Annotated in this window: 11 protein-coding genes; 3 read left to right on the top strand and 8 right to left on the bottom strand. The window is 71.2% G+C overall.

Features of this window, described 5'->3' with window-relative positions; all coding sequences use genetic code 11:
• Positions 1-9 precede the first annotated feature (9 nt).
• Complete coding sequence (locus APZ15_RS12770) at positions 10-9,702, bottom strand: non-ribosomal peptide synthetase (RefSeq protein WP_027787443.1); 9,693 nt, start codon at positions 9,700-9,702, stop codon at positions 10-12.
• Between the two features lie 272 nt (positions 9,703-9,974).
• On the opposite strand from APZ15_RS12770, the gene APZ15_RS12765 reads away from it, so the two are divergent.
• The gene (locus APZ15_RS12765) at positions 9,975-11,720 is read left to right on the top strand and encodes a cyclic peptide export ABC transporter (RefSeq protein ID WP_027787444.1); all 1,746 of its coding nucleotides are present in this window, start codon (positions 9,975-9,977) and stop codon (positions 11,718-11,720) included.
• 177 nt (positions 11,721-11,897) lie between these two features.
• Here the strand turns inward: APZ15_RS12765 and APZ15_RS12760 are convergent, their stop codons facing one another.
• From APZ15_RS12760 to APZ15_RS12730, 7 genes are all read right to left on the bottom strand, one after another.
• On the bottom strand, positions 11,898-12,938 hold the full coding sequence (locus tag APZ15_RS12760) for an ABC transporter substrate-binding protein (RefSeq protein ID WP_027787445.1): 1,041 nt from the start codon (positions 12,936-12,938) through the stop codon (positions 11,898-11,900).
• Complete coding sequence (fhuF, locus tag APZ15_RS12755) at positions 12,935-13,735, bottom strand: siderophore-iron reductase FhuF (protein WP_027787446.1); 801 nt, start codon at positions 13,733-13,735, stop codon at positions 12,935-12,937. The genes APZ15_RS12760 and fhuF overlap by 4 nt, the downstream gene beginning before the upstream one ends.
• Entirely contained in the window at positions 13,732-15,822 is a 2,091-nt protein-coding gene (gene fhuB / locus APZ15_RS12750; protein WP_027787447.1) for a Fe(3+)-hydroxamate ABC transporter permease FhuB, read from the bottom strand. The genes fhuF and fhuB overlap by 4 nt, the downstream gene beginning before the upstream one ends.
• Positions 15,819-16,667 (bottom strand): ABC transporter ATP-binding protein, encoded by an 849-nt coding sequence (locus APZ15_RS12745; protein ID WP_027787448.1) that lies wholly within the window; start codon positions 16,665-16,667, stop codon positions 15,819-15,821. The genes fhuB and APZ15_RS12745 overlap by 4 nt, the downstream gene beginning before the upstream one ends.
• Positions 16,667-17,674: a TauD/TfdA family dioxygenase gene (locus APZ15_RS12740; protein WP_021163603.1), complete on the bottom strand. Its 1,008-nt coding sequence runs from the start codon at positions 17,672-17,674 to the stop codon at positions 16,667-16,669. The genes APZ15_RS12745 and APZ15_RS12740 overlap by 1 nt, the downstream gene beginning before the upstream one ends.
• Positions 17,675-17,719: 45 nt before the next feature.
• Positions 17,720-17,962 (bottom strand): MbtH family protein, encoded by a 243-nt coding sequence (locus APZ15_RS12735; RefSeq protein WP_021163602.1) that lies wholly within the window; start codon positions 17,960-17,962, stop codon positions 17,720-17,722.
• A gap of 108 nt (positions 17,963-18,070) precedes the next feature.
• Positions 18,071-18,727, bottom strand: coding sequence for an RNA polymerase factor sigma-70 (locus APZ15_RS12730; protein WP_027787449.1), 657 nt, complete (start codon positions 18,725-18,727; stop codon positions 18,071-18,073).
• Between the two features lie 325 nt (positions 18,728-19,052).
• Between APZ15_RS12730 and APZ15_RS39205 the strand changes: the two genes are divergently transcribed.
• Both APZ15_RS39205 and APZ15_RS41745 read left to right on the top strand, forming a co-directional pair.
• A complete protein-coding gene (locus APZ15_RS39205; protein ID WP_081040816.1) occupies positions 19,053-19,343 on the top strand; it encodes a hypothetical protein in 291 nt (96 codons plus the stop codon).
• 48 nt (positions 19,344-19,391) lie between these two features.
• Positions 19,392-19,529 (top strand): HHHH-motif protein, encoded by a 138-nt coding sequence (locus APZ15_RS41745; RefSeq protein ID WP_021163599.1) that lies wholly within the window; start codon positions 19,392-19,394, stop codon positions 19,527-19,529.
• The last annotated feature ends 33 nt before the right edge of the window (positions 19,530-19,562 follow it).

The following is a 19,562-nucleotide window of genomic DNA, read 5'->3' as shown; positions in this document are numbered from 1 at the left end:
CCGTCGTCCTTATTGGGTTTCCAGTTCGCCGAGCAGCGCGTCGATCGCGCTCGCCGCATCGGTCGCGCCGCGTGCCGCGCAGGCCGCATCGATCGCTTCCGCGCAACGCGCCAGCGTGCGCGTGTCGAACAGCGTGCGCAGCGGCAACGCGAGCCCCCAGTGCAGGTTCGCCTGCGCATGGGCCTGCGTCGCGAGCAGCGAATGGCCGCCGAGCAGGAAGAAGTCGCCGTCGCGGCCGATCGCGTCCACGTGCAGCACGCGTTGCCAGATCCCGGCGAGCGTGCGTTCCGTGTCGGTCGCGAGTGCCGCTTCGGCTGCCGTCTCGCGTACCGGCGCGGGCAGCGCATGGCGGTCGCACTTGCCGTTCGGCGTGACGGGCAACGCGTCGAGTTCGACCAGCTGCGACGGCACCATGTAGGCCGGCAGTTGCGCACGCAGCGAGTCGAGCAGCGCCGCCCGGTCAAGCGGGGCCGCATCGCCGCGTGCGACATAACCGACCAGTTGCTCGTCGCGCACGATCACGACCGCATCGTTCACGCCGGGCGCCGCGCGCAGCAGCGCCTCGATCTCGCCCGGCTCGATCCGCTGGCCGCGCAGCTTGACCTGCGTATCGACGCGGCCGAGGTAGTCGAGCGCACCGTCCGCACGCCGTCGCGCGAGGTCGCCCGTGCGGTACATGCGCGCGCCCGGGACGAACGGATCGGGCACGAAGCGCTCGGCGGTCAGCGCCGGACGGCCGAGATAGCCGCGCGCGAGGCCCGCGCCCGCGAGATACAGTTCGCCGGTCGCGCCGGCCGGCACCGGCTGCCATGCGGCATCGAGCACGTGCAATTGCAGGTTCGCGATCGGATGGCCGATCGGCACCGCGACCGCCTGCGCGTCGTCGGGGCCGCACGTCCAGTGCGACACGTCGATCGCGGCCTCGGTCGGCCCGTACAGGTTGACGAGCGTCGCGTGCGGCAGCAGCCGCGCCATTTTCTCGACGAGTTCGGGCGCGAGCGCCTCGCCGCTCGCGACGATCAGGCGCACGCTGTCGCATTGCGCGGCGGCCGCGAAATCGTCGAGATGCGCGGCGAACGCGGCGAGCATCGACGGCACGAAGTGCAGCACCGTCACGCCGTGCGCATGGATCGCGGCCGCGAGACGCGCCGGATCGCGATGGTCGCCGGGCGCGGCGATCGCGAGCTTCGCGCCGATCGCCAGCGGCCACACGAATTCCCACACCGACACGTCGAAGCCGAACGGCGTCTTGTGCAGCACGACGTCGTCGTGCGTCAGCCGGTACGCGTGCTGCATCCACGCGATCCGGTTCGCGAGCGCGCCGTGCGTGTTGCCGGCGCCCTTCGGCTTGCCGGTCGAGCCGGACGTGTAGATCAGGTAGGCAAGCTGTGCGTCGTCGACTTCGGCGGTCACGCCGGCGTTGTCGTCGACCGTTTCGTCGACGGTTTCATCGGCCAGCAGGTCCGCGACCGTCAGCAGTTGCGTCGTTGCACCGTCGCCCAGCGCCGCCTCGACCTGCTCGCGCAGATGGGCCTGGGTGATCGCGACGGCCGGCCGCGCGTCGCGCAGCAGATACGCGATGCGTTCGGCCGGATAGTCGGGATCGACCGGCAGGTAGGCCGCGCCGGCCTTCAGCACGCCGACCAGCGCCATCACCATGTCGAACGAACGCTCGACGCACAGCGCGACCGGCGTATCGGGCCGCACGCCGCGTCGGCGCAGCGCGGCGGCGATGCGCGACGTACCGACGTCGAGCTCGCGATAGGTCGCGCGATGCACGCCGCCGTGAACGTCCGCGTATTCGAGCGCGATCGCGTCGGGCGTCGCCCGCGCCGCATCGGCGAATTGCAGGTGCAGCGGCTGCCGTTGCGAAGCCGGCCATGTGTGCGCGGTGTCCTGCGCCCGCGCCAGTGCGTCGCGGGTGGCGTCGTCGGCGATCGACAGTGTGCCGAGCAGCGCATCCGGCGTGCGGGCCAGCGCATCGAGTGCGCAGGCGAACGCGCGGTGCCAGGTTTCGACCTGCCGCGCATCGACGCGCGCGGTGTCGTAGCCGTAGTCGATCGTCAGCTCGGCGCCGCTCTCGATCACGAGCGTCAGCGCGAAATCGGTGGCTTCGATGCTGCGCACGCCGCTCAAAACCAGCGCGCGCGGATCGGCGTCGCGCGCCGTGTCGTCGACCGGGTAGTTCTCGAACACGACCAGCGTGTCGAACAGTGCCCCGCCCGCGCCGCGCGCCCAGCGCTGGATGTCGGCAAGCGGCGTATGCGCGTGCTCGGCGGCCGCCGCGTTGTCGCGTTGCAGGGCCTGCAGCCAGTCGGCCGCGCGTTGCTGCGGCGCCGGTGCGGTGATCACCGGCACCGTGTTGATGAAGAGGCCGAGCACCGAATCGACGTCCGCGAGTGCGTCGGGACGGCCCGCGACGGTCGCGCCGAACGCGACGGCCGGCTGGTGCGTCATCCGTTGCAGCGCGAGCGCCCATGCGCCCTGCACCAGCGTGTTGACGGTCAGCTTCAGCGCCCGTGCCGTCTGCGCGACACGCGTCATCGCGTCGGCATCGAGCGTCGCGCGCCACGTGACCATGTCGGCATCCGCACGGTCGGCCGTGCGGTCCGCGATCAGCGTCGGGGCGTCGAGCCGTGCGAGGCGTTCGGTCCAGAAGCGTTCGTCGGCGTCGCGGTCGCGCGTGCCGAGCCAGGCGATGAAATCGCGATACCGGAGTACCGGGCGGCTCGCGAACGGCGATACGGCGTCCGGGTCGCGATAGTCGCGCAGCACGTCCGCCAGCAGGCGCGCGGTGCTCCAGCCGTCGAGCAGCACATGGTGACGCGTCCACACGATGCGCCATGCGTCGTCGGTCACCCGGATCAGCGTGACGCGCATCAACGGCGGCTCGCGCCAGTCGAAGCCGCGTGCGCGATCGGCCGCGAGCCATGCGTCGAAATCGGCGTCGAGCGTGTCGCCGCGCGTGCGCCAGTCGAGCTGTTCGACCGGCATCCGGGCGTGGCGATGCACGCACTGCAGCGGCGCGGCTTCGTCCGGCATCACGCTCGTGCGCAGGATGTCGTGGCGCGCGATGGACGCTTCGAACGCGGCGACGAGCCGGTCGGCATCGAGCGCGGCCGCGGTCGCGACGAGCTGGTTCACGTAGCTGGCGTGACCGGGTGCGAACAGCGCATGGAACAGGATGCCCTGCTGCATCGGCGACAGCGGATAGACGTCGTCGATCGTGCGCCAGTCGAGCGGCGTGCGTTCGATCGCGGCCTGCGTGAGACCGGCGGCCTGCGCGAGCGGGAAATCGCCCGGCGTCGCGCCGGCGCCGCGATGCGCGACGCGTGACGCACACGCATCGACGAGCTCGCGCAGCGCCGCCGCGAAGCGTTCGGCACATGCGTCGATCGTCGTGCGCTCGAATTGCGGTGCACCGTAGACCCAGTGCACTTTCAGCGTGCGTGCGCCGTCGCGATCCGTATCGAGGTACGCGTGGATCGCGAGCGCATTGCCGAGCGGACCTTGCGGATCGCGCTCGACGCCGGTGCCGCCGAAGCGCGGCACAAGCGTGGCGTCGCGCGGTGCGTCGAACTGGCCGAGATAGTTGAACGTGACGCGCGGACGCGGCACGGCGGCGAGCACCGCGCGCGTCGCCGCATCGCCGTAGTGCGCGAGCACGCCGAAGCCGAGCCCCTTGTGCGGCACGGCGCGCAACGTGTCCTTGACCGCGCACAGCGTGTCGCGCGCGGTGGCCGCGACCGGCAGCGTCACCGGGTAATGGCTCGTCAGCCAGCCGATCGTGCGGCTCGCATCGGCATCGTCGAACAGCGCCTCGCGGCCATGCCCTTCCAGTTCGATACGGCACGAGGCGGCGCCGCTCGCGCCGGCCAGCGCCAGTGCGAGCGCGGCACCGAGCAATTCGATCGTCTGCGTGCGATAGGCGGCATGCGCATCGGTCAGCGCCGCGCGGGTCAATGCCGCGTCGATCGTCTGCACGACGACGGCTGCATCGGCGTTCGTCGCCGTCGTGTCGGGATGGTCGGGCACGACGTCGTCACCCTGCGCCATGCCGGCCCAGTACGTCGCCTCGGCCGCGAACGGCGATGCCGGTTCCGTCGCCGCACGGGCCAGCCGCGACGCCCAGGCATCCGCGCGCAGGCCCGGCTGCGACAGCCGGATGGGCGTGCGCTCGCATGCCGCGCGGTAGGCCGAGTCCAGGTCGTCGAGCAGGATGCGCCACGACACGCCGTCGACGATCGCATGGTGAATCGCCAGATAGAGCTGCGTCGAGCCGTCCGGCAAGCGAGCCGCGCATGCGCAGGCCAGCGGCCCGCGACCGAGGTCGAGGCGGCGCTGCAACGCGTCGAAGCGCGCGAGCGCGTCGGCTTCGTCGTGTGCGGCGACTTCGACGAACGGCAGCGCGTCGTACGGTTTCGCGGCATCGCCGGCGCGCCACGTGCCGTCCGCGCCGCGCGCGAAGCGTTGGCGGAATGCGTCGTGATGCGTCAGCAATGCGTCGAAGGCGCGCGCAAACGCGTCGGCGTCGAACGGCCCGCGCACGTCGAATGCAACCGACTGGTTCCAGTGGCCCGGGCGCGGGATGTCGAGCGCGAAGAAGCGCTGCTGCGCGGGCGTCAGGACCTGTGCTGTCACCGGTGCGCCGGCAGCAGATCCGGCAGCAGGCTGCGCGACGGCGGCGGCGGCAGCCACGTCCTCCGTCTTCGCGATGCGTGCGAGTTCGGCGACCGTCGGGCCGTCGAACAGCTGCTTCGGCGTGAAGCGCACGCCGCGCTTGCGCGCACGGGCGATCACCTGCAGCACGAGGATCGAATCGCCGCCGAGTTCGAAGAAGTTGTCGTCGCGGCCGACCTGCGGCGCCTTCAGCACGGCCTGCCAGACTTCGGCGAGCACCGTTTCGACCGCGCCCTGCGGCGCATTCCCGGACGCCGTCGCGACCGGCGCGGCCGCCTGTTCACGCAACGCGGCACGATCGATCTTGCCGTTCGCGGTCACGGGAAGGCGTGCGAGCGCGACGAACTGCGCGGGCACCATGTAGTCGGGCAGCTTCGCGGCAAGCGCCGCGCGCACGGCGGCCTCGTCGAAGGTCGCGCCGTCGCGCATCACGACGAACGTCGCGAGCCGCAGGCGGCCATCGTGTTCGATCGCGAGCGTTTCGGCCTGCGCGACCGGCCCGGCCGCACGCACGGCCGCACTCACCTCGCCCGGTTCGACACGGTAGCCCCGAATCTTCACCTGGTCGTCGATGCGGCCGAGGAACGCGAGACGGCCGTCGGCGCGCAACCGGACGCGGTCGCCCGTGCGATACAGCCGCGCACCGGGCGTAAACGGATCGGGCACGAAGCGCTCGGCGGTCTGCGCCGGGCGCCCCAGGTAGCCGCGCGCGACGCCCGGCCCGCCCAGATACAGCTCGCCCGTCGCGCCGGCCGGCACGCACGCGCCGAACGCGTCGAGCACCAGCGCGCGCGCATTGGGCAACGGCAGGCCGAGCGGCACGCCGCTCGCGGGATCGCGCGCATCGGCGGGGATCGACGCCGTATCGCACGCGATCGCACCGACCGTCGCCTCGGTCGGCCCGTAGTGGTTGATCACGCGACAGGCCGGCGCAAGCGCGGCCAGGCGCGCGACGAGCGCCCACGTCAGCGTTTCGCCGCCGGTCACGAGCGCATGGCGCGGCAGCACGTCGGCCGGCACGCGCGCGTCGAGCAGCGCCTGCAGGTGGCTCGGCACGATCTTCAGCACGCCGACGTCACGGCGGCGCATCTCGTCGGCGAACAGGTCCGGATCGAACGCGCACGCGGCCGGCAGCAGGTGCAGCGTGCGGCCCGCGCACAGCGCGCCGAACAGCGTCGTGTGACCGAGGTCGGCCGCGACGGTCGATACCATCGCGAACGATGCGTCCGGCGCGAACGCGAGTTCGTCGAGCATCCCCTGCACGTAGTCGGCCAGCGCGCCGTGCGACACGACGACGCCCTTCGGCGTGCCGGTCGAGCCCGACGTATAGATCAGGTAAGCGCCCTGTTCCGGGTGCGGCGCGACGCGCACGCCGGCCGCGAGCGTTGCGTCCTGCGCGAGCGTGTCGACGTCGAGCGGCTGCGCGTCGATGCCGGCCGGCCACGCCGCGGTATCCGCGACGAGCGCCCAGTGCGCGCCGCAGTCGGCTGCCGCCGCGGCCAGCCGGGCGGCCGGCTGCGCGGGATCGAGCAGCACGGCGAGCGCGCCGGCCTTCAGCACGCCGAGCAGGCCGACGACGAAGCGCGCGGAGCGTTCGATGCAGACGATCACCGGCGCTTCGGCGCCCACGCCTCGCCCGGACAGCGCGCGTGCGAGGCGGTTCGATGCGTCGTCGAGTTCGCCGAACGTCAGCGACGCCGACGCATCGGCAAGCGCGACGCGATGCGGATACGCGGCCGCCTGCCGCGCGAACGCGGCGACGATGTCGGCATGTTCGACGCGCAGCGCACGGCCGTCGCGCGGCTGGCGCGCAGCGGCCGACGCGTCGCACGGCAGGACGGCCGTCGTCTGGTGCGGATCGCGCGCGGCGGCACCGACGAGCGCCGCGTAGCTGTGGAGCCACGCGCGCGCGGTGTCCGCATCGATGCAGTCGGTCGCATAGGCCGCGACCAGTTCGATGCCGTTCGCATCGTCGGTGAAATCCACCGCGTAGTCGAAGCGTGCGGCGAGATCGGGGCCCGGCGTCGCAACGGCCGTCGCGCCCGGCAGCACGCTGTCGTGCCGCGCGTCGAACTGCTGCGCGAATTTCACGCGCAGCCATTCGTCGCCGCGCTTGACCGGCGGCTTCACCGCATCGACGACACGCTCGAACGGCACGTCCTGGTGGGCGACCGCGTCGAGCGCCGCCGTGCGCGCCGCGTCGACGAGCGCGCGGAACGGCAGCGTCGGCGCCACCCGCACGCGCAGCGCGACCGTATTCAGGAACAGGCCCAGCAGCGCGCGCGTTTCGGGGCGCTGACGATGCGCGACCGGTACCGCGACCACGACATCCGTTGCGCCGGTCAGGCGCGACAGCCATGCGTCGAGCGCGGCCAGCAGCACCGTGAAGACGGTCGCCTGCGCGTCGCGCGCGAGTTGCCGCACGTCGGCCGCGACCGCGTCGGGCAACCGCACCGACACGCGCGCGCCTTGCAGCGTGCGCGCCGCGCCCGGCTGGCGGTCGACCGGCAGCGCGAGCGGGCCCGGCACGTCGCGCAATGCGTCGCGCCAGTAATCGAGCTGGCGTTCACCCTCGCCGCCGGCCAGCATGTCGCGTTGCCAGTCCGCATAGTCGGCGTACTGGATCGGCAGATCGGGCAGCGACGGCGCGCGGCCTTCCGCATACGCGCGATAGGCGGCCGACAGTTCGTCGAACGCGCAGCGCGAGCTCCAGCCGTCGGTGATGGCGTGATGGGCGGTCAGCAGCAGGCGGTGACGGTCGCCCGCGAGCGCGACCAGCGTCGCGCGCAGCAGCGGGCCGCGCGCGAGGTCGAACGGTTCGGCCGCCTCGCGCTCGGCAAGACGCGCGGCTTGCGCGTCGCGGGCGGCGGGCGGCTGGTCGCGCAGGTCGACGTCGGCGATCGACACCGGCAGGTGCGCATGAATCCGCTGCATCACCACGCCGTCGTCGTTGTCGACGAGCGTCGTGCGCCATGCCTCGTGCCGGCCGATCACGTGATCGAGCGCGCGTTGCAGCGCGTCGCGATCGAGCGTGCCGTCGATCGTCCAGTGCGCGGCGATGTGATATGCGGCGCTCGCGTCACGCGTTTGCGCGAGCACCCAGAAACGTTGCTGCGCGAGCGAGGCGGCGCGATCGACGTACGGCGCGCATGCCGCGGCGGCATCGGCCGCATCCGTCGTCAAACGGCGCGCGGCGATCGTGGCCAGCGGTTCGCCGGTTTCGCGTTCCGCACGATCGACCGCTTCGGCCAGTTCGGCGAGCGCCGGATCGGCGAACAGCGTATCGAGCCGCAGGTTCACGCGTACCGCGGCACGGATCGCGGCCTGCAACTGCATCGCCGCGAGCGAATCGGCGCCCAGCGCGAAAAAGCGATCGTCGCGCGACGGTGCGGCATCGAGGCCGAGCAGCGTCTGCCAGAGGCCGGCGAGCTGTTGTTCGGTCGGCGTGCGCGGTGCGTCGCCGTCACCCTGCGTCGTGTCGCGCGCGGCGGCAATCTTCTCGCGCAGCGCGGCACGGTCGATCTTGCCGTTCAACGTATACGGCAGCGCATCGCAACGCACGAACCGGTGCGGCTGCCATGCGGCCGGCAGTTGCTCGGCCACGTGCGCCTTGAGCGCCGCATCGTCGGCCTCCGCGCGCAGTGCGACGCACGCGATCAGGCGCGTCGGCCCGTTGCCAGTTTCGGCGACCACGGCCGCGTCGGCCACGGCCGGATGAGAGCGCAGGCACGCGGCGATTTCGGCCGGCTCCACGCGCACGCCGCGTACCTGGACCTGGTCGTCGAGGCGGCCGAGATAGTCGAATGCGCCGTCGTCGCGCAGCCGTGCGAGGTCGCCGGTACGGTACACGCGCGCACCGGGTTCGCCGTCGGCATCCGGAATGAAACGTTCGGCCGTCAGCGCCGGGCGGCCGTGATAGCCGCGCGCGACGCAGACGCCGCCCAGCAGCAATTCACCCACACCGTCGCCCTCGCCGCCCTCGCCACAGTCAACGCGCGCGACGCGCGGGCCGATCACGCGGCCGATCGGCAACGACGCATAGGCATCGTCGGCGGCCAGCGCGGGCGTCTCGCCCGGTTCGACCGGCCACAGCATCGGCGAAATCACGGCCTCGGTCGGCCCGTAACCGTTGATCAGGCGTACCGACGGGAAGGTGCGGCGCACGAATTCGAATGCCTGCTGCGGCAGCGCTTCGCCGCCGAACGCGAGCACGCGTAGCGCCGGCGGCACGCCGTCGCGCGCGGCCACCGCGGCGAATTCGCGCAGGTACGCAGGCGGGAACGCCGCCACGTTGACTGCTTCGCTCACCATCAGCGCATGCGCGGCATCCGGCGCGAACGGCTGCGGCGGTGCGACGACGATGCTCGCGCCGGTCGCGAGCGGCGCGAGCCAGCACTCGTGCGCGGCGTCGAAATTGACCGACGCGAAATGCAGCAGGCGGTCGCCGGCCTCGATCGGCAGCGCGGCCGCGAGCGCGTCGCAGTGCGCGGCGAGCGGCCCGTGCTCGACGACGACCGCCTTCGGCGTGCCGGTCGAACCCGACGTGTAGATCATGTAGGCGGCCGCACGCGGGTGGACGGGCGCCGCCTCGTCATCCTGGGTGACCTCCTGGCCGTCCGCCGCATCGGCTGCCGCGTCGAACGCGTGCTCGAACGGCGCGCCGAGCGCCGCGCGGCCGGCCGCGTCGACGATGCCGTGCCGCAGCTGGGCATCCCGGACGATCCAGTCGAGGCGCGCGGCCGGATGGCGCGGGTCGAGCGGCACGAACACGCCGCCCGCCTTCAGCACGGCCAGCAGCGCGACGAACAGTTCGCACGAACGCTCGACGCACACGCCCACCCGCACTTCCGCGCCGACACCGGCCGCGCGCAGTTGCCGGGCCAGCCGCGACGCCCGCGCGTCGAGCGCGCCGCGCGACAGGCGCAAGCCGTTCTGGAAAGGTGCCGCGATTGCGGGTGCGTCGGGCGCGATGCGCGCCAGTTCGCGGATTCGGTGATGCAGCGCAGTCGGGAAACTCGTCATGTGCGTGAAGTCCTTCGGTCCGGCCGCTTCGGCCAAGTCTCGGGGCCGCTTGGGGCGGCTTCACTGGTGTGACGAACGGCGCGGCCGATTTTTTACCGTTTTGTGCGCAAAGTGCGGGCGGACGCTTTTTTTGAACGCGCGGCTAAATATTTGCGCGGCCCGTTCGTCTATCAGGGAGGAAAGCCGCAACGGGGCCCCGCCTCGCCCGCCGCTTTCGCGCCAGTTTTGCCGTTCTGGCGTTTTCGCCTGCCTTCCCTTTACCGACGTTGCCGATGACCGCTGCCCACGAGCCTTCTTCCCCGCCGTCCCTCGACGCCTCCCCCGCCCGCCCCGCGGCGCGGCTGATCCTCGCGCTGCTGCGCGAAAGCCGCGCGTCGCTCGCGCTGGCGCTCACCGCGTGCGTGCTGAACGGCGTCGCGAGCGTGCTGCTCGTCGCGACGCTGAACCGCGCGCTGTCGCAGCCGGGCGCGGCCGACGCGTCGCTCGCATGGCGCTTCGCGCTGTGCGCGGTGATCGCACTCGTCACCCGGATCGTGTCGGGCACGCTGTTCGCGCGCCTGTCGCAGGACACGATGGCGCGGCTGCGCGTGCATCTCGCGCGGCGCGTCGGCGCGGCCGAGCTGCGCGACATCGAGCGGATCGGCGCGGCGCCCGTGCAGTCGGTACTGACCGACGACGCGACCAACGTGTCGATGCTGTTCTTCGCACTGCCGAACCTGGTCATGCACGGCTCGATCGTGTTCGGCTGCCTCGGTTATCTCGCGTGGCTGTCATGGCCGGTGTGCCTGCTGGCGCTGGCCGCGATCGTCGCCGGCTCGCTCGGCTATCACACCGGCGATCGCCGCGCGATCGCGTCGCTCGAGGCGGCCGGTCAGGCGCAGGACCGCCTGTTCGGCTATCTCGGCTCGCTGTTTTCCGGCGCGAAGGAGCTGAAGCTGCACGATGAACGCGCAAGACAGTTCGTCGACGGCCAGCTCGGCGCCGCGATCGGCGAAGTGCGCGACCACCGCCGCCGCGCATTCAGCGCTTACGCGGTCGGCGTCGGCTGGATCATCTTCCTGTTCTATGCGTTCCTCGGCGTCGCGTCGTTCTGGCCGCAGCTCGGCGTGCATGCCGATCCGGCCGCGGCCGCCGGCTACGTCGTCGTGTTCCTGTTCATGCTCGTGCCGCTCGACGGGCTGCTGAACAACCTGCCGACCGTCAACGCGGCACGCGTGTCGCTGACGCGGATCGAAGGCGTGATGGCCGAATTCGGCGCGCTGCGCACGGTGCCGCCCGCGGCCGACGCACCCGACGTGCCGCCGGCCGGCGCCGTCACGCTGCGCGGCGTCACGCATGCGTACTTCCACGAACGCGACGAACGGATGTTCAGCGTCGGGCCGATCGACCTGACGATCAAGCCGGGCGAGCTCGTGTTCATCGTCGGCGGCAACGGCAGCGGCAAGACGACGCTCGCGAAGGTGCTGACGGGGCTTTACGAACCGGAGGAAGGCACGATCGAGGTCGACGGCCGCCCGATCGGCTGGCGCGAGCGCGCCGCCTATCGGCAGCGCTTCAGCGCGGTGTTCAACGATTTCCACCTGTTCGATGCGCTGCTCGGCATCGTCGACCCCGACGATCCGTCCCGCGCGCAGGCCGATGCGCGCGCGAACGCGCTCGTCGCGAAGCTCGCGCTCGATCACAAGGTGAAGGTGGTCGACGGCGCGTTCTCGACCCGCGCGCTGTCGACCGGGCAGCGCAAGCGGCTCGCCCTCGTCGTCGCGTACCTGGAGGACCGGCCGTTCTACCTGTTCGACGAATGGGCGGCCGACCAGGATCCGTCGTTCAAGGCCGTGTTCTACGAACAACTGCTGCCCGAGCTGCGCGCGCGCGGCAAGGCCGTGATCGTGATCACGCACGACGACCGCTACTTCGATCTCGCCGACCGCTTGTTGAAGCTCGACAACGGACGTATCGTCAGCGACACGATGCCCGCGCGGTCACGCGCGCAGGACGGCGTCGACGCGCTGAGCGCGTAATCCGGCAATCGATAAAAAATCGCCGGTGGGCTGCAATGGCAGCGCACCGGCGATATTCGTTTCAGAAGGATATGTTGGTGGCGCGCGGCGCGATCGTCGCAACGCCCCCGGCCGTCCAGCGCGAGTCGGGTCTAGCGCAACACCCTGCTCGCCCGGGCGGCATCGACCGCCGCACACTCAACGCACGGCCGGCAGCTTCAGCATCGTGTCGGTCATCACGTCGGCCAGTTTCAGCGCCGACATCGGCCCGCCGAACCCCCAGATATTGCGTTCGATCAGCGCGATCCGGCGTTCCTTCATCGCGGGAACGAAACGCCACACCGGCGAATCGAGTTTCGCGGACAGCGGCACGTCCATGCCCGATGCGGTCACGAACAGCACGGCCAGCTCGCGCTGCCTGAGCAGATCGGCCGACGTCACGTACAGCGTGCCTTCCCGCGTCGGTTTCTTCGGCCACGGATCGAGCCCGAGCGCCCGCGCGAGGCCCGCCGACGTGCTGTTGCCCGTATAGGCCCAGTAGCGGTCGGGCAAGCCGAGATCCTGCAGCAGCGCGATGCGCTCGCCTTTCCTGCCAGCGGCCGCGAGCCGCGCCGCGTTGCGCGCGATGCCCGCATCGAGTTGCGCATCGACCGCCTGCGCGCGCGCGTCGCGCCCCGTGACCGCACCGATCGTCCGGAAGATCTGCCGCATCCAGTCGAGCTGCGTCACCGGCACGCCGCCGTCCGACACGTTCGGGCTGAACTGGAACAGGATCGTCGGCGCGATCCGGTCGAGCGCATCGAAAATCGGCGCATGACGGAAGCCGACGCCGATGATCAGGTCGGGCTTGACCGCCGCAATCGCCTCGAGGCCCGGCTCCTGGCGCGAACCAATGTCGGTCACGTTGGCGAGCCGGTCGCTTTGATAACCGAGCCAGCCCGGATAGAACGCCGTATCGGCCATCCCGACCGGCACGATGTCGAGCGCGATCACGCTTTCCGCGAACATGAAGTCGAGCGCGACCACGCGCTGCGGCCGCACCGGCATCGTCGCGCTCGCCTGCGACACGACGGGATTGCCGGCCAGCGATACCGCACCCGGCGCGCCCTGCGCGCGATGTGCATCGAGGGCCGCGGCAACGGCGCCGGACGAGGCCGACAGCGCGCCGCAACACGCGGCGCCGAGCGCCGCGAGTGCGCCGATCGCGCCGAGTGCGTGCCGGCGGCCGGCATCCGTCACCGGATCGCGTCCTGCTCGGCCAGCGCCGCGTCGTCCATCGTCAGTAGCAGGGGGCAGCTTCCACACAGTTGCGTTTCTCCAGGAATTTCATAGCGCAGGCAGCACACGCGTCGCGCGCGGAACGGCGTGGGCAGCAGCGCCGAACGCGGCACCGCATCGCGCACGGGCATGCGCAACGGATTCGGTTCGCACGCAAAGCATGTCGCACCGAACAGCCAGCCCGCGTCGCGCACCGGATCGGCCGCGCATGGCAGCGCACGGTACGTATCGAGCAGATAGTCGAGCAGGTTGCCCGCGTTGCTCCACAGCACGCGCGGCGTGACGCGCCCCATCGCCGCGAGCAGGTCGATCACCGCGCCGAGATGCGCGACGAGCCCCGCGTAGCGTGGCGCCGGGTCGTCGCAGGGTTCGCCGAGCGCATCGTGCGTGAAATACAGCGCGGCGGGCATCCCGTCGTCGAGCGCGACGAACGTGCGCTCGGGTGTCATGTCGAGCGGCCGGCCGAGCGTCAGCGCGGCGACGACGCCGGCCGGCGCCGCGCGGCCGAAATAGTATTTGCTCCATTGCGACATCAGCGCGCGCGCGTGCTGCGCCGGATCGCCGCCGTAATGGCGGACCATCGCGTCGAGCACGACGTCGCGGTACGCGGGCAACGCGCTGACCGGCACGACAAGGCGGCCCGGCGCGTGCGCGTCGTCGGGCAAACCGAGCCAGACGACGTCGAGATGGTCGGCGAACGGTTCGGGCGCGAACGCCGAGAAACGCGTGGCGCGCGCGCCGTCGAGCGGCAGCGTCATCGCCCCGCGCGCCGGGCGCGGCGCCCCTCGAGGATCAGGAGCCCGAGCAGGTACGGCGCGCCGATCAGCGCGGTCAGCACGCCGGCCGGCACTTCGCGCGGCGCGACGACCGTGCGCGCCGCGAGGTCCGCCACACCGAGGATCAGCGCGCCGCACGCGGCCGCGAGCCACAGCCGCGTACGGTGCCGGCGCGCGCCGAGCATCGTCGCGACGTGCGGCGCCATCAACCCGATGAAGCCGACCGGCCCGACCGCCGCGACGGCCGCACAGGCGGCGAGCGTCGCGATCGTCAGCGCGAGCGGCCGCAGCACAGCCACCGGCAGGCCGAGCGCGGCCGCCTGGTCGTCGCCGAGCGCGAGCATGTCGAGCGGTTTCGCGAGCCACGCGAACACGGGCACCGCGAGCACGCACCACGGCAGCAGCATCGACACCTCGCCCCAGCTGCGGCCGTAAGTCCCGCCGACGAGCCACACGACGAAGCGCGCGGGCTGCACGCTTTCCTGCGTGATCAGCCATTGCGCGAGCGTGGTCCACAACGCGCCGATCACGATGCCCGTCAGCGCCACCGCGAGTGGCGCATAGCGATGCCGGTGATTCAGCGCGAGCGTGATCGCGAGCGACAGCCCGCCGCCGATCAGCGCAGCCGCTGCGAGCGTCGCGTGGCCCATCAGCGGCCACGTCGACAACGCGAACAGCGTGACGAGCCCCGCACCCTGCGTGACGCCGAGCACTTCGGGGCCCGCGAGCGGATTGCGCACGACGCTTTGCATCGCGACCCCGCTCACCGCGAGCAGCGCGCCCGCGAGGAGCGCGCACAGCAGCCGCGGCATGCGCAGGTCGATCAGCATCCGCGCGAGCGCATCGTGGCCGGACAGCGCAGCGGACCAGCGCGCGATCGACAGCCACTCGGGGCCGGCCGACACGCCGACGAACACGGCCAGCACCCCTGCCACGACGAACAGCGCCGTGCGCAGCGGCCAGCCGAGCCGTTCGAGCCAGCCGACGAGCCGCGTCGAGCCGCCGCCCGCCGCGCGTTCGGCATCCGCATGCAGCACACCCGACCACGCGGCGCCGCGCCGGATCATCGCCAGCATCAGCGGCGTGCCGACCAGCGCGATCGCGACCCCGGTCGACAGCGTGGCGTCGAGCCCCGATGCGAGCACCGCGCTGTCAGTGACGAGCACGAGCGCCCCGCCCGCGAGCGCCGACAGCGGCACGAGCACGCCGAGCCGCGCGGCGCGCGCGCCGCGCACCTGGCGCAGCAGGTTCGGGGCGACGAGGCCGACATACGACAGCGGGCCCGCGATACTGACGGCCACGCTCGTGAACGCGACCGCGACGATCGTCGCGGCGAGCCGCGTCGCATCGACGCGCACGCCGGCCGCGGCCGCCGCGTCGTCGCCGAGCGTGAGCGGATTCAGCGGCCGGATCACGAACGGCAATGCGATCAGCGGCACGACGAGCCAGCGCGCGGCGAGCGCGAGGCCCGTCGCGCCCGGCTGGTACAGGCTGCCGTTGGTCCACAGCGCGGCGCCCGCGATGTTCTGCTCGAAGAAGGCGAGCACGAGCGTCGACAGCGCGGCGAACAGCAGCATGCACACGCTGCCCGCGAGCACGAGACGCAACGGCGTCGCGCGCCAGCCGCCGGCCGCGACGATCGCGCAGGCAGCCGCGGCCAGCCCGCACACGAACAGCAGCGGCACCGACGCGACGCCGGCCAGCGCCGGCACGAGCATCGCCGCGAGCAGGCCGAGCTGGGCGCCGCCCGTCACGCCGAGCAAATCAGGCGACGCGAGCGGATTGCGCGTGAGCGACTGGAACAGCGCGCCCGCGATGCCGAGGCACCCGCCCGCGACGAGCGCGGCCGCGACGCGCGGCAGGTTGAGGTCGAACAGGAATACGTGCGCAAGCGCAGCGGCATCGCTGCCGGGCACCGCGCTCCACCACACGCGCAGATCGGGGGCGACGCGCAACGCCGCCAGCACCGCGATCAGCGCGAGGAGGCCGATCGCGATCGCACCGGCCCGGCCCGATGTCGTGCCCCTCCCCGCCGCCGCGAGGCGCTTGCGCATCGCGAACGTGGTCATACGGCGAGATCCCGGTCGAAGACACCGGCCGCCTGCGGCGCGCCGTCGGTTGTCGGCCCGTAGGCCGGCACGCACATCGGTGCGCCCGTCTGCGGATGCGCGAGCTTCAGCATCTCGACGCCGAACGCCGCGCGCAGCCGCGCCGGATCGAGCATCGCGTCGGGCGTGCCCTGCGCGACGAGGCGGCCCGCGCGCATCAGCACGATTTCGTCGCTGTATGCGGCCGCCTGGTTCAGGTCGTGCAGCACCCAGACGATCGTCAGCCCGCGCGTGCGGTTCAGCGTGCGCAGCGCATCGAGGATGTCGAGCTGATGATGGATGTCGAGATAGGTCGTCGGTTCGTCCAGCAGCACGATCGGCGCCTGCTGGGCGAGCGCCATCGCAATCCACGCACGCTGGCGCTCGCCGCCCGACAGTGCACCGACGTCGCGCTCCGCATCGCCGGCGAGGCCGCTCGTGTCGAGCGCCTCGTCGATTGCCGCGTGGTCGGCGCGAGACAGGCCGCGCAGGAAGCCGCCGTACGCATAGCGCCCGTACGCGACGAGTTCGCGCACCGTCAGGCCCGACGGGATCTGGTTGAACTGCGCGAGCATCGTCAGTTCGCGCGCGAGCGCGCGACGGCGAAACGACGCGAGCGGCTGCCCGTTCACTTCGACATGGCCGGCACGCGCGGGCTGCAGGCCCGCGAGCGTGCGCAGCAGCGTGCTCTTGCCGCAGCCGTTCGGTCCGCACAGCGCGGTTACGCGGCCGGCCGCGATCGACAGGTCCAGCCCGTCGATCACGACATGGTCGCGATATCCCACCGACAGCCCGCGCGCGGCAAGCGCGGCGGTACTACGCGTCATCAATCCTCCGTTCGGTCGCGCGGGACCGTATAACTCTGCGCCATCGCGACGACGACCTTGCGCGGCCCCTCGAACGGGTCGCGCGCATGCGCGGTCAGCATGTTGTCGAGCATCAGCACGTCACCCGTGCGCCACGGGAACACGATGCGCTGCTGGTCGAGCACGCCGCGGATCTCCGCGAGCGCGTCGGCTTCGAGCGGTTCGCCGTCGCCGTAATACACGTTGCGCGGCACGTTCTCGAGCCCGACCGCGTCGACGAGCGCTTCCTGCATGTCGTCGTCGAGCGCCGACAGGTGAAACAGGTTCGCCTGGTTGAACCACACGCGGTCGCCGGTGCGCGGATGGCGCGCGACGGCCTGGCAGCGTTCACGCGTGCGCAGCAGCAGCTCGCCGTCGTCATCGGTGCGCCACGCGCATTCGATGCCGCGCGCCGCGCACATCCGTTCGACCTCGGCCGGTTCGTCGGTGCCGAACGACTGCTGCCACGGCAGGTCGAGCCCCTGCCCGAAATTGCGCACGTACAGCAGCTCGCGCTTCTCGAAACGCGCGACGAGCGCCGGATCGAGCGCGCGATACACCGCGCGGCTGTCCGCGATCGGCGTCGCCCCGCCCTTCGGCGCGGCGAGCGCGCAGTGGAACCAGATCCGCAGCGGCCATTCGCGCGTATACGACTGCTCGTTGTGCAGCGGAATCGCGCGGTGCGGCGGGTACTCGGTCGACGTGTAGACGGCGCCCTCGACCTGGCTGCGCGGTGTCGATGCGTATTCATAGCCGATCAGCGGATCGCCGAACGACGCCGCGAACTGCTGGAACGCGTCGATCGACGGCACGTGAAAACCCGTGAACAGCACACCGCCCGCCCGTTCGAGCGTGTCGGCCGCGATCTCGCGCGCCAGCGGCGCGACGTCGTCGATCGACATCCCGTCGCTGCCGCGCGGCGACACGACGGTGGGCAGCCCCGGCTCGATACGCAGGTCGTCGAGCGTCGGCAACGAAAGCAGGGTCATGCAACGTCCTCTTCAGGTAGCGCGCCGCCCACGCGGCGCGGCGGGTCACGACGCGCGCGATGCGCGCTCGCCGTCCATCGCGCGGCGCAGGCTTGCGGGGCGCATGTCGGTCCAGACGGTCTCGATGTGCGCGAGACAGTCGGCTTTCGGGCCGCTCACGCCCACTTCGCGCCAGCCGGCCGGCACGGGCCGGAACGTCGGCCAGATCGAATACTGTTCTTCGTCATTGATGACGACCGTATAGACGAGATCGTCGGTGTCGGCGGAAGGCGTCGTGGCTTGCGTCATGATCGGAAATCGCTGAGGCGGTTGAAAGTGGCAAAGCGGATGGCAAAACGGCGGTTTCGGCCGCTCCTGTCTGATAGACGATTGGCCGGCGCGTTTTTTTACCCGCGCTTACCGGCGCCGCGTGCGGCCGCCCAGGAACACCGGGCACGCGACACCGCGATGGCATGCGTCGAGGCATTCCGCGCAGTGGCGCTCCGCGTCGCGCACCATGAAATGCACGAGCGTCTGCGACACGTTCAGCGCGCGCGCCGCGGTCTGCAGCGTCTCCTCGCGCAGCCGCACCATCTCGAAGGCCGCGCGGCTGCGCGCCGGCAGGTCGTCGAGCGCGGCCCACACGCGCCGCAGCGTATCGCGCGTCAGCAGTGCGGCTTCCGGCGTCGGCTCGGGCGACGGCACGTCGAAGCCGTCGTCCTCTTCCGTGTGATAGACGTTCTCGAGGTTTTGCCGGCGGCACGCGTCGATCGACGCATTGCGCACCATCCGCGTCACGTACGCGACCGGCTGGCGCACCGCATCCTGGTTCGGGAATTCGACGAGCTTCACGAACACGTCGTGCACGACGTCCTCGGCACGGCTCGCGCAGCCGACGAAGCCGCGCGCGACGTTCACGAGCATCGCGCGATGCGAGATCAGCACGTCGAGCAACGCGCCTTGCGCACGGGGCTCCGTGGCGCGGCGCGCACGCGGCGGCCGGTCGGGATGACTGCCGAGGAACGGGTTCGCCGCTGCCGCCGCCGGTCGGTCGAGCACTTCCGCCATCGCCATCGATCTGCTCCGTCAAATTCCGAGATAGCGCAATTTAACGTAAACGCAAATCATTCTCAATCTGATTACTGAATGCCCCTTTCAGTCGACAGGATTTGTCTGAACAATTGACGGAATCGTTGCCCGGGTGGAGGGGACGCACGGCAGCTGGTTCGGTACGTGGTCATCGGCTAATCCGAACGGCACGACCGGCCTGCGCCCCACCGACACGATCTTTCACGCGTCTGACAAAACGCCTGCACGTGTCATGTGCGGTAGCAACTTCTTACTACGTGAAATTTTGGGGGCTCGTACGATCGGGGTGCTGTTTCCAAGGGAGAAAACCATGAAATCCATCGTGTTGTCCGCTGTCATGGCTGGCGCGCTGTCGAGCGTGATGCTGACCGGGTGCGTCGCCTATCCTGCCGGCCCGGCTCAGGTCACGATCGGCTGGCATGGCGATCGTTACTGGGACGGCAATCGCTACTGGGAGCGCCGCGACTGGGAAGCGCAGCATCCCCGCGGATATGACGACCGCCGGGACGACCGACGCGATGACCGTCGGGACGACCGCCGGGACGACCGACGCGATGACCGTCGGGACGACCGACGCGACGATCAGCGGCCGCAGTGGTAAGGCGTTCCCTCTTCCCGTGATTCACTTTTCAACGATCAGGACTGCAACATGAAAACGCTACTGAAATCGCTCGCCGTCGCGGCGCTCGCCGCCGCCGTGCTCGTGCCGGCCATCGCCGAAGCGCATCCGCACCGCGTGTGCCACTTCGACCATCACCATCACAGGATGTGTCGCTGGGTGCGGTAAACGAAACAAGGCGCCGGAAAACCGGCGCCTTGT

This window comes from Burkholderia cepacia ATCC 25416 (assembly GCF_001411495.1).
Lineage (GTDB): Bacteria > Pseudomonadota > Gammaproteobacteria > Burkholderiales > Burkholderiaceae > Burkholderia > Burkholderia cepacia.
This window is presented reverse-complemented; position numbering and strand designations above follow the sequence as displayed.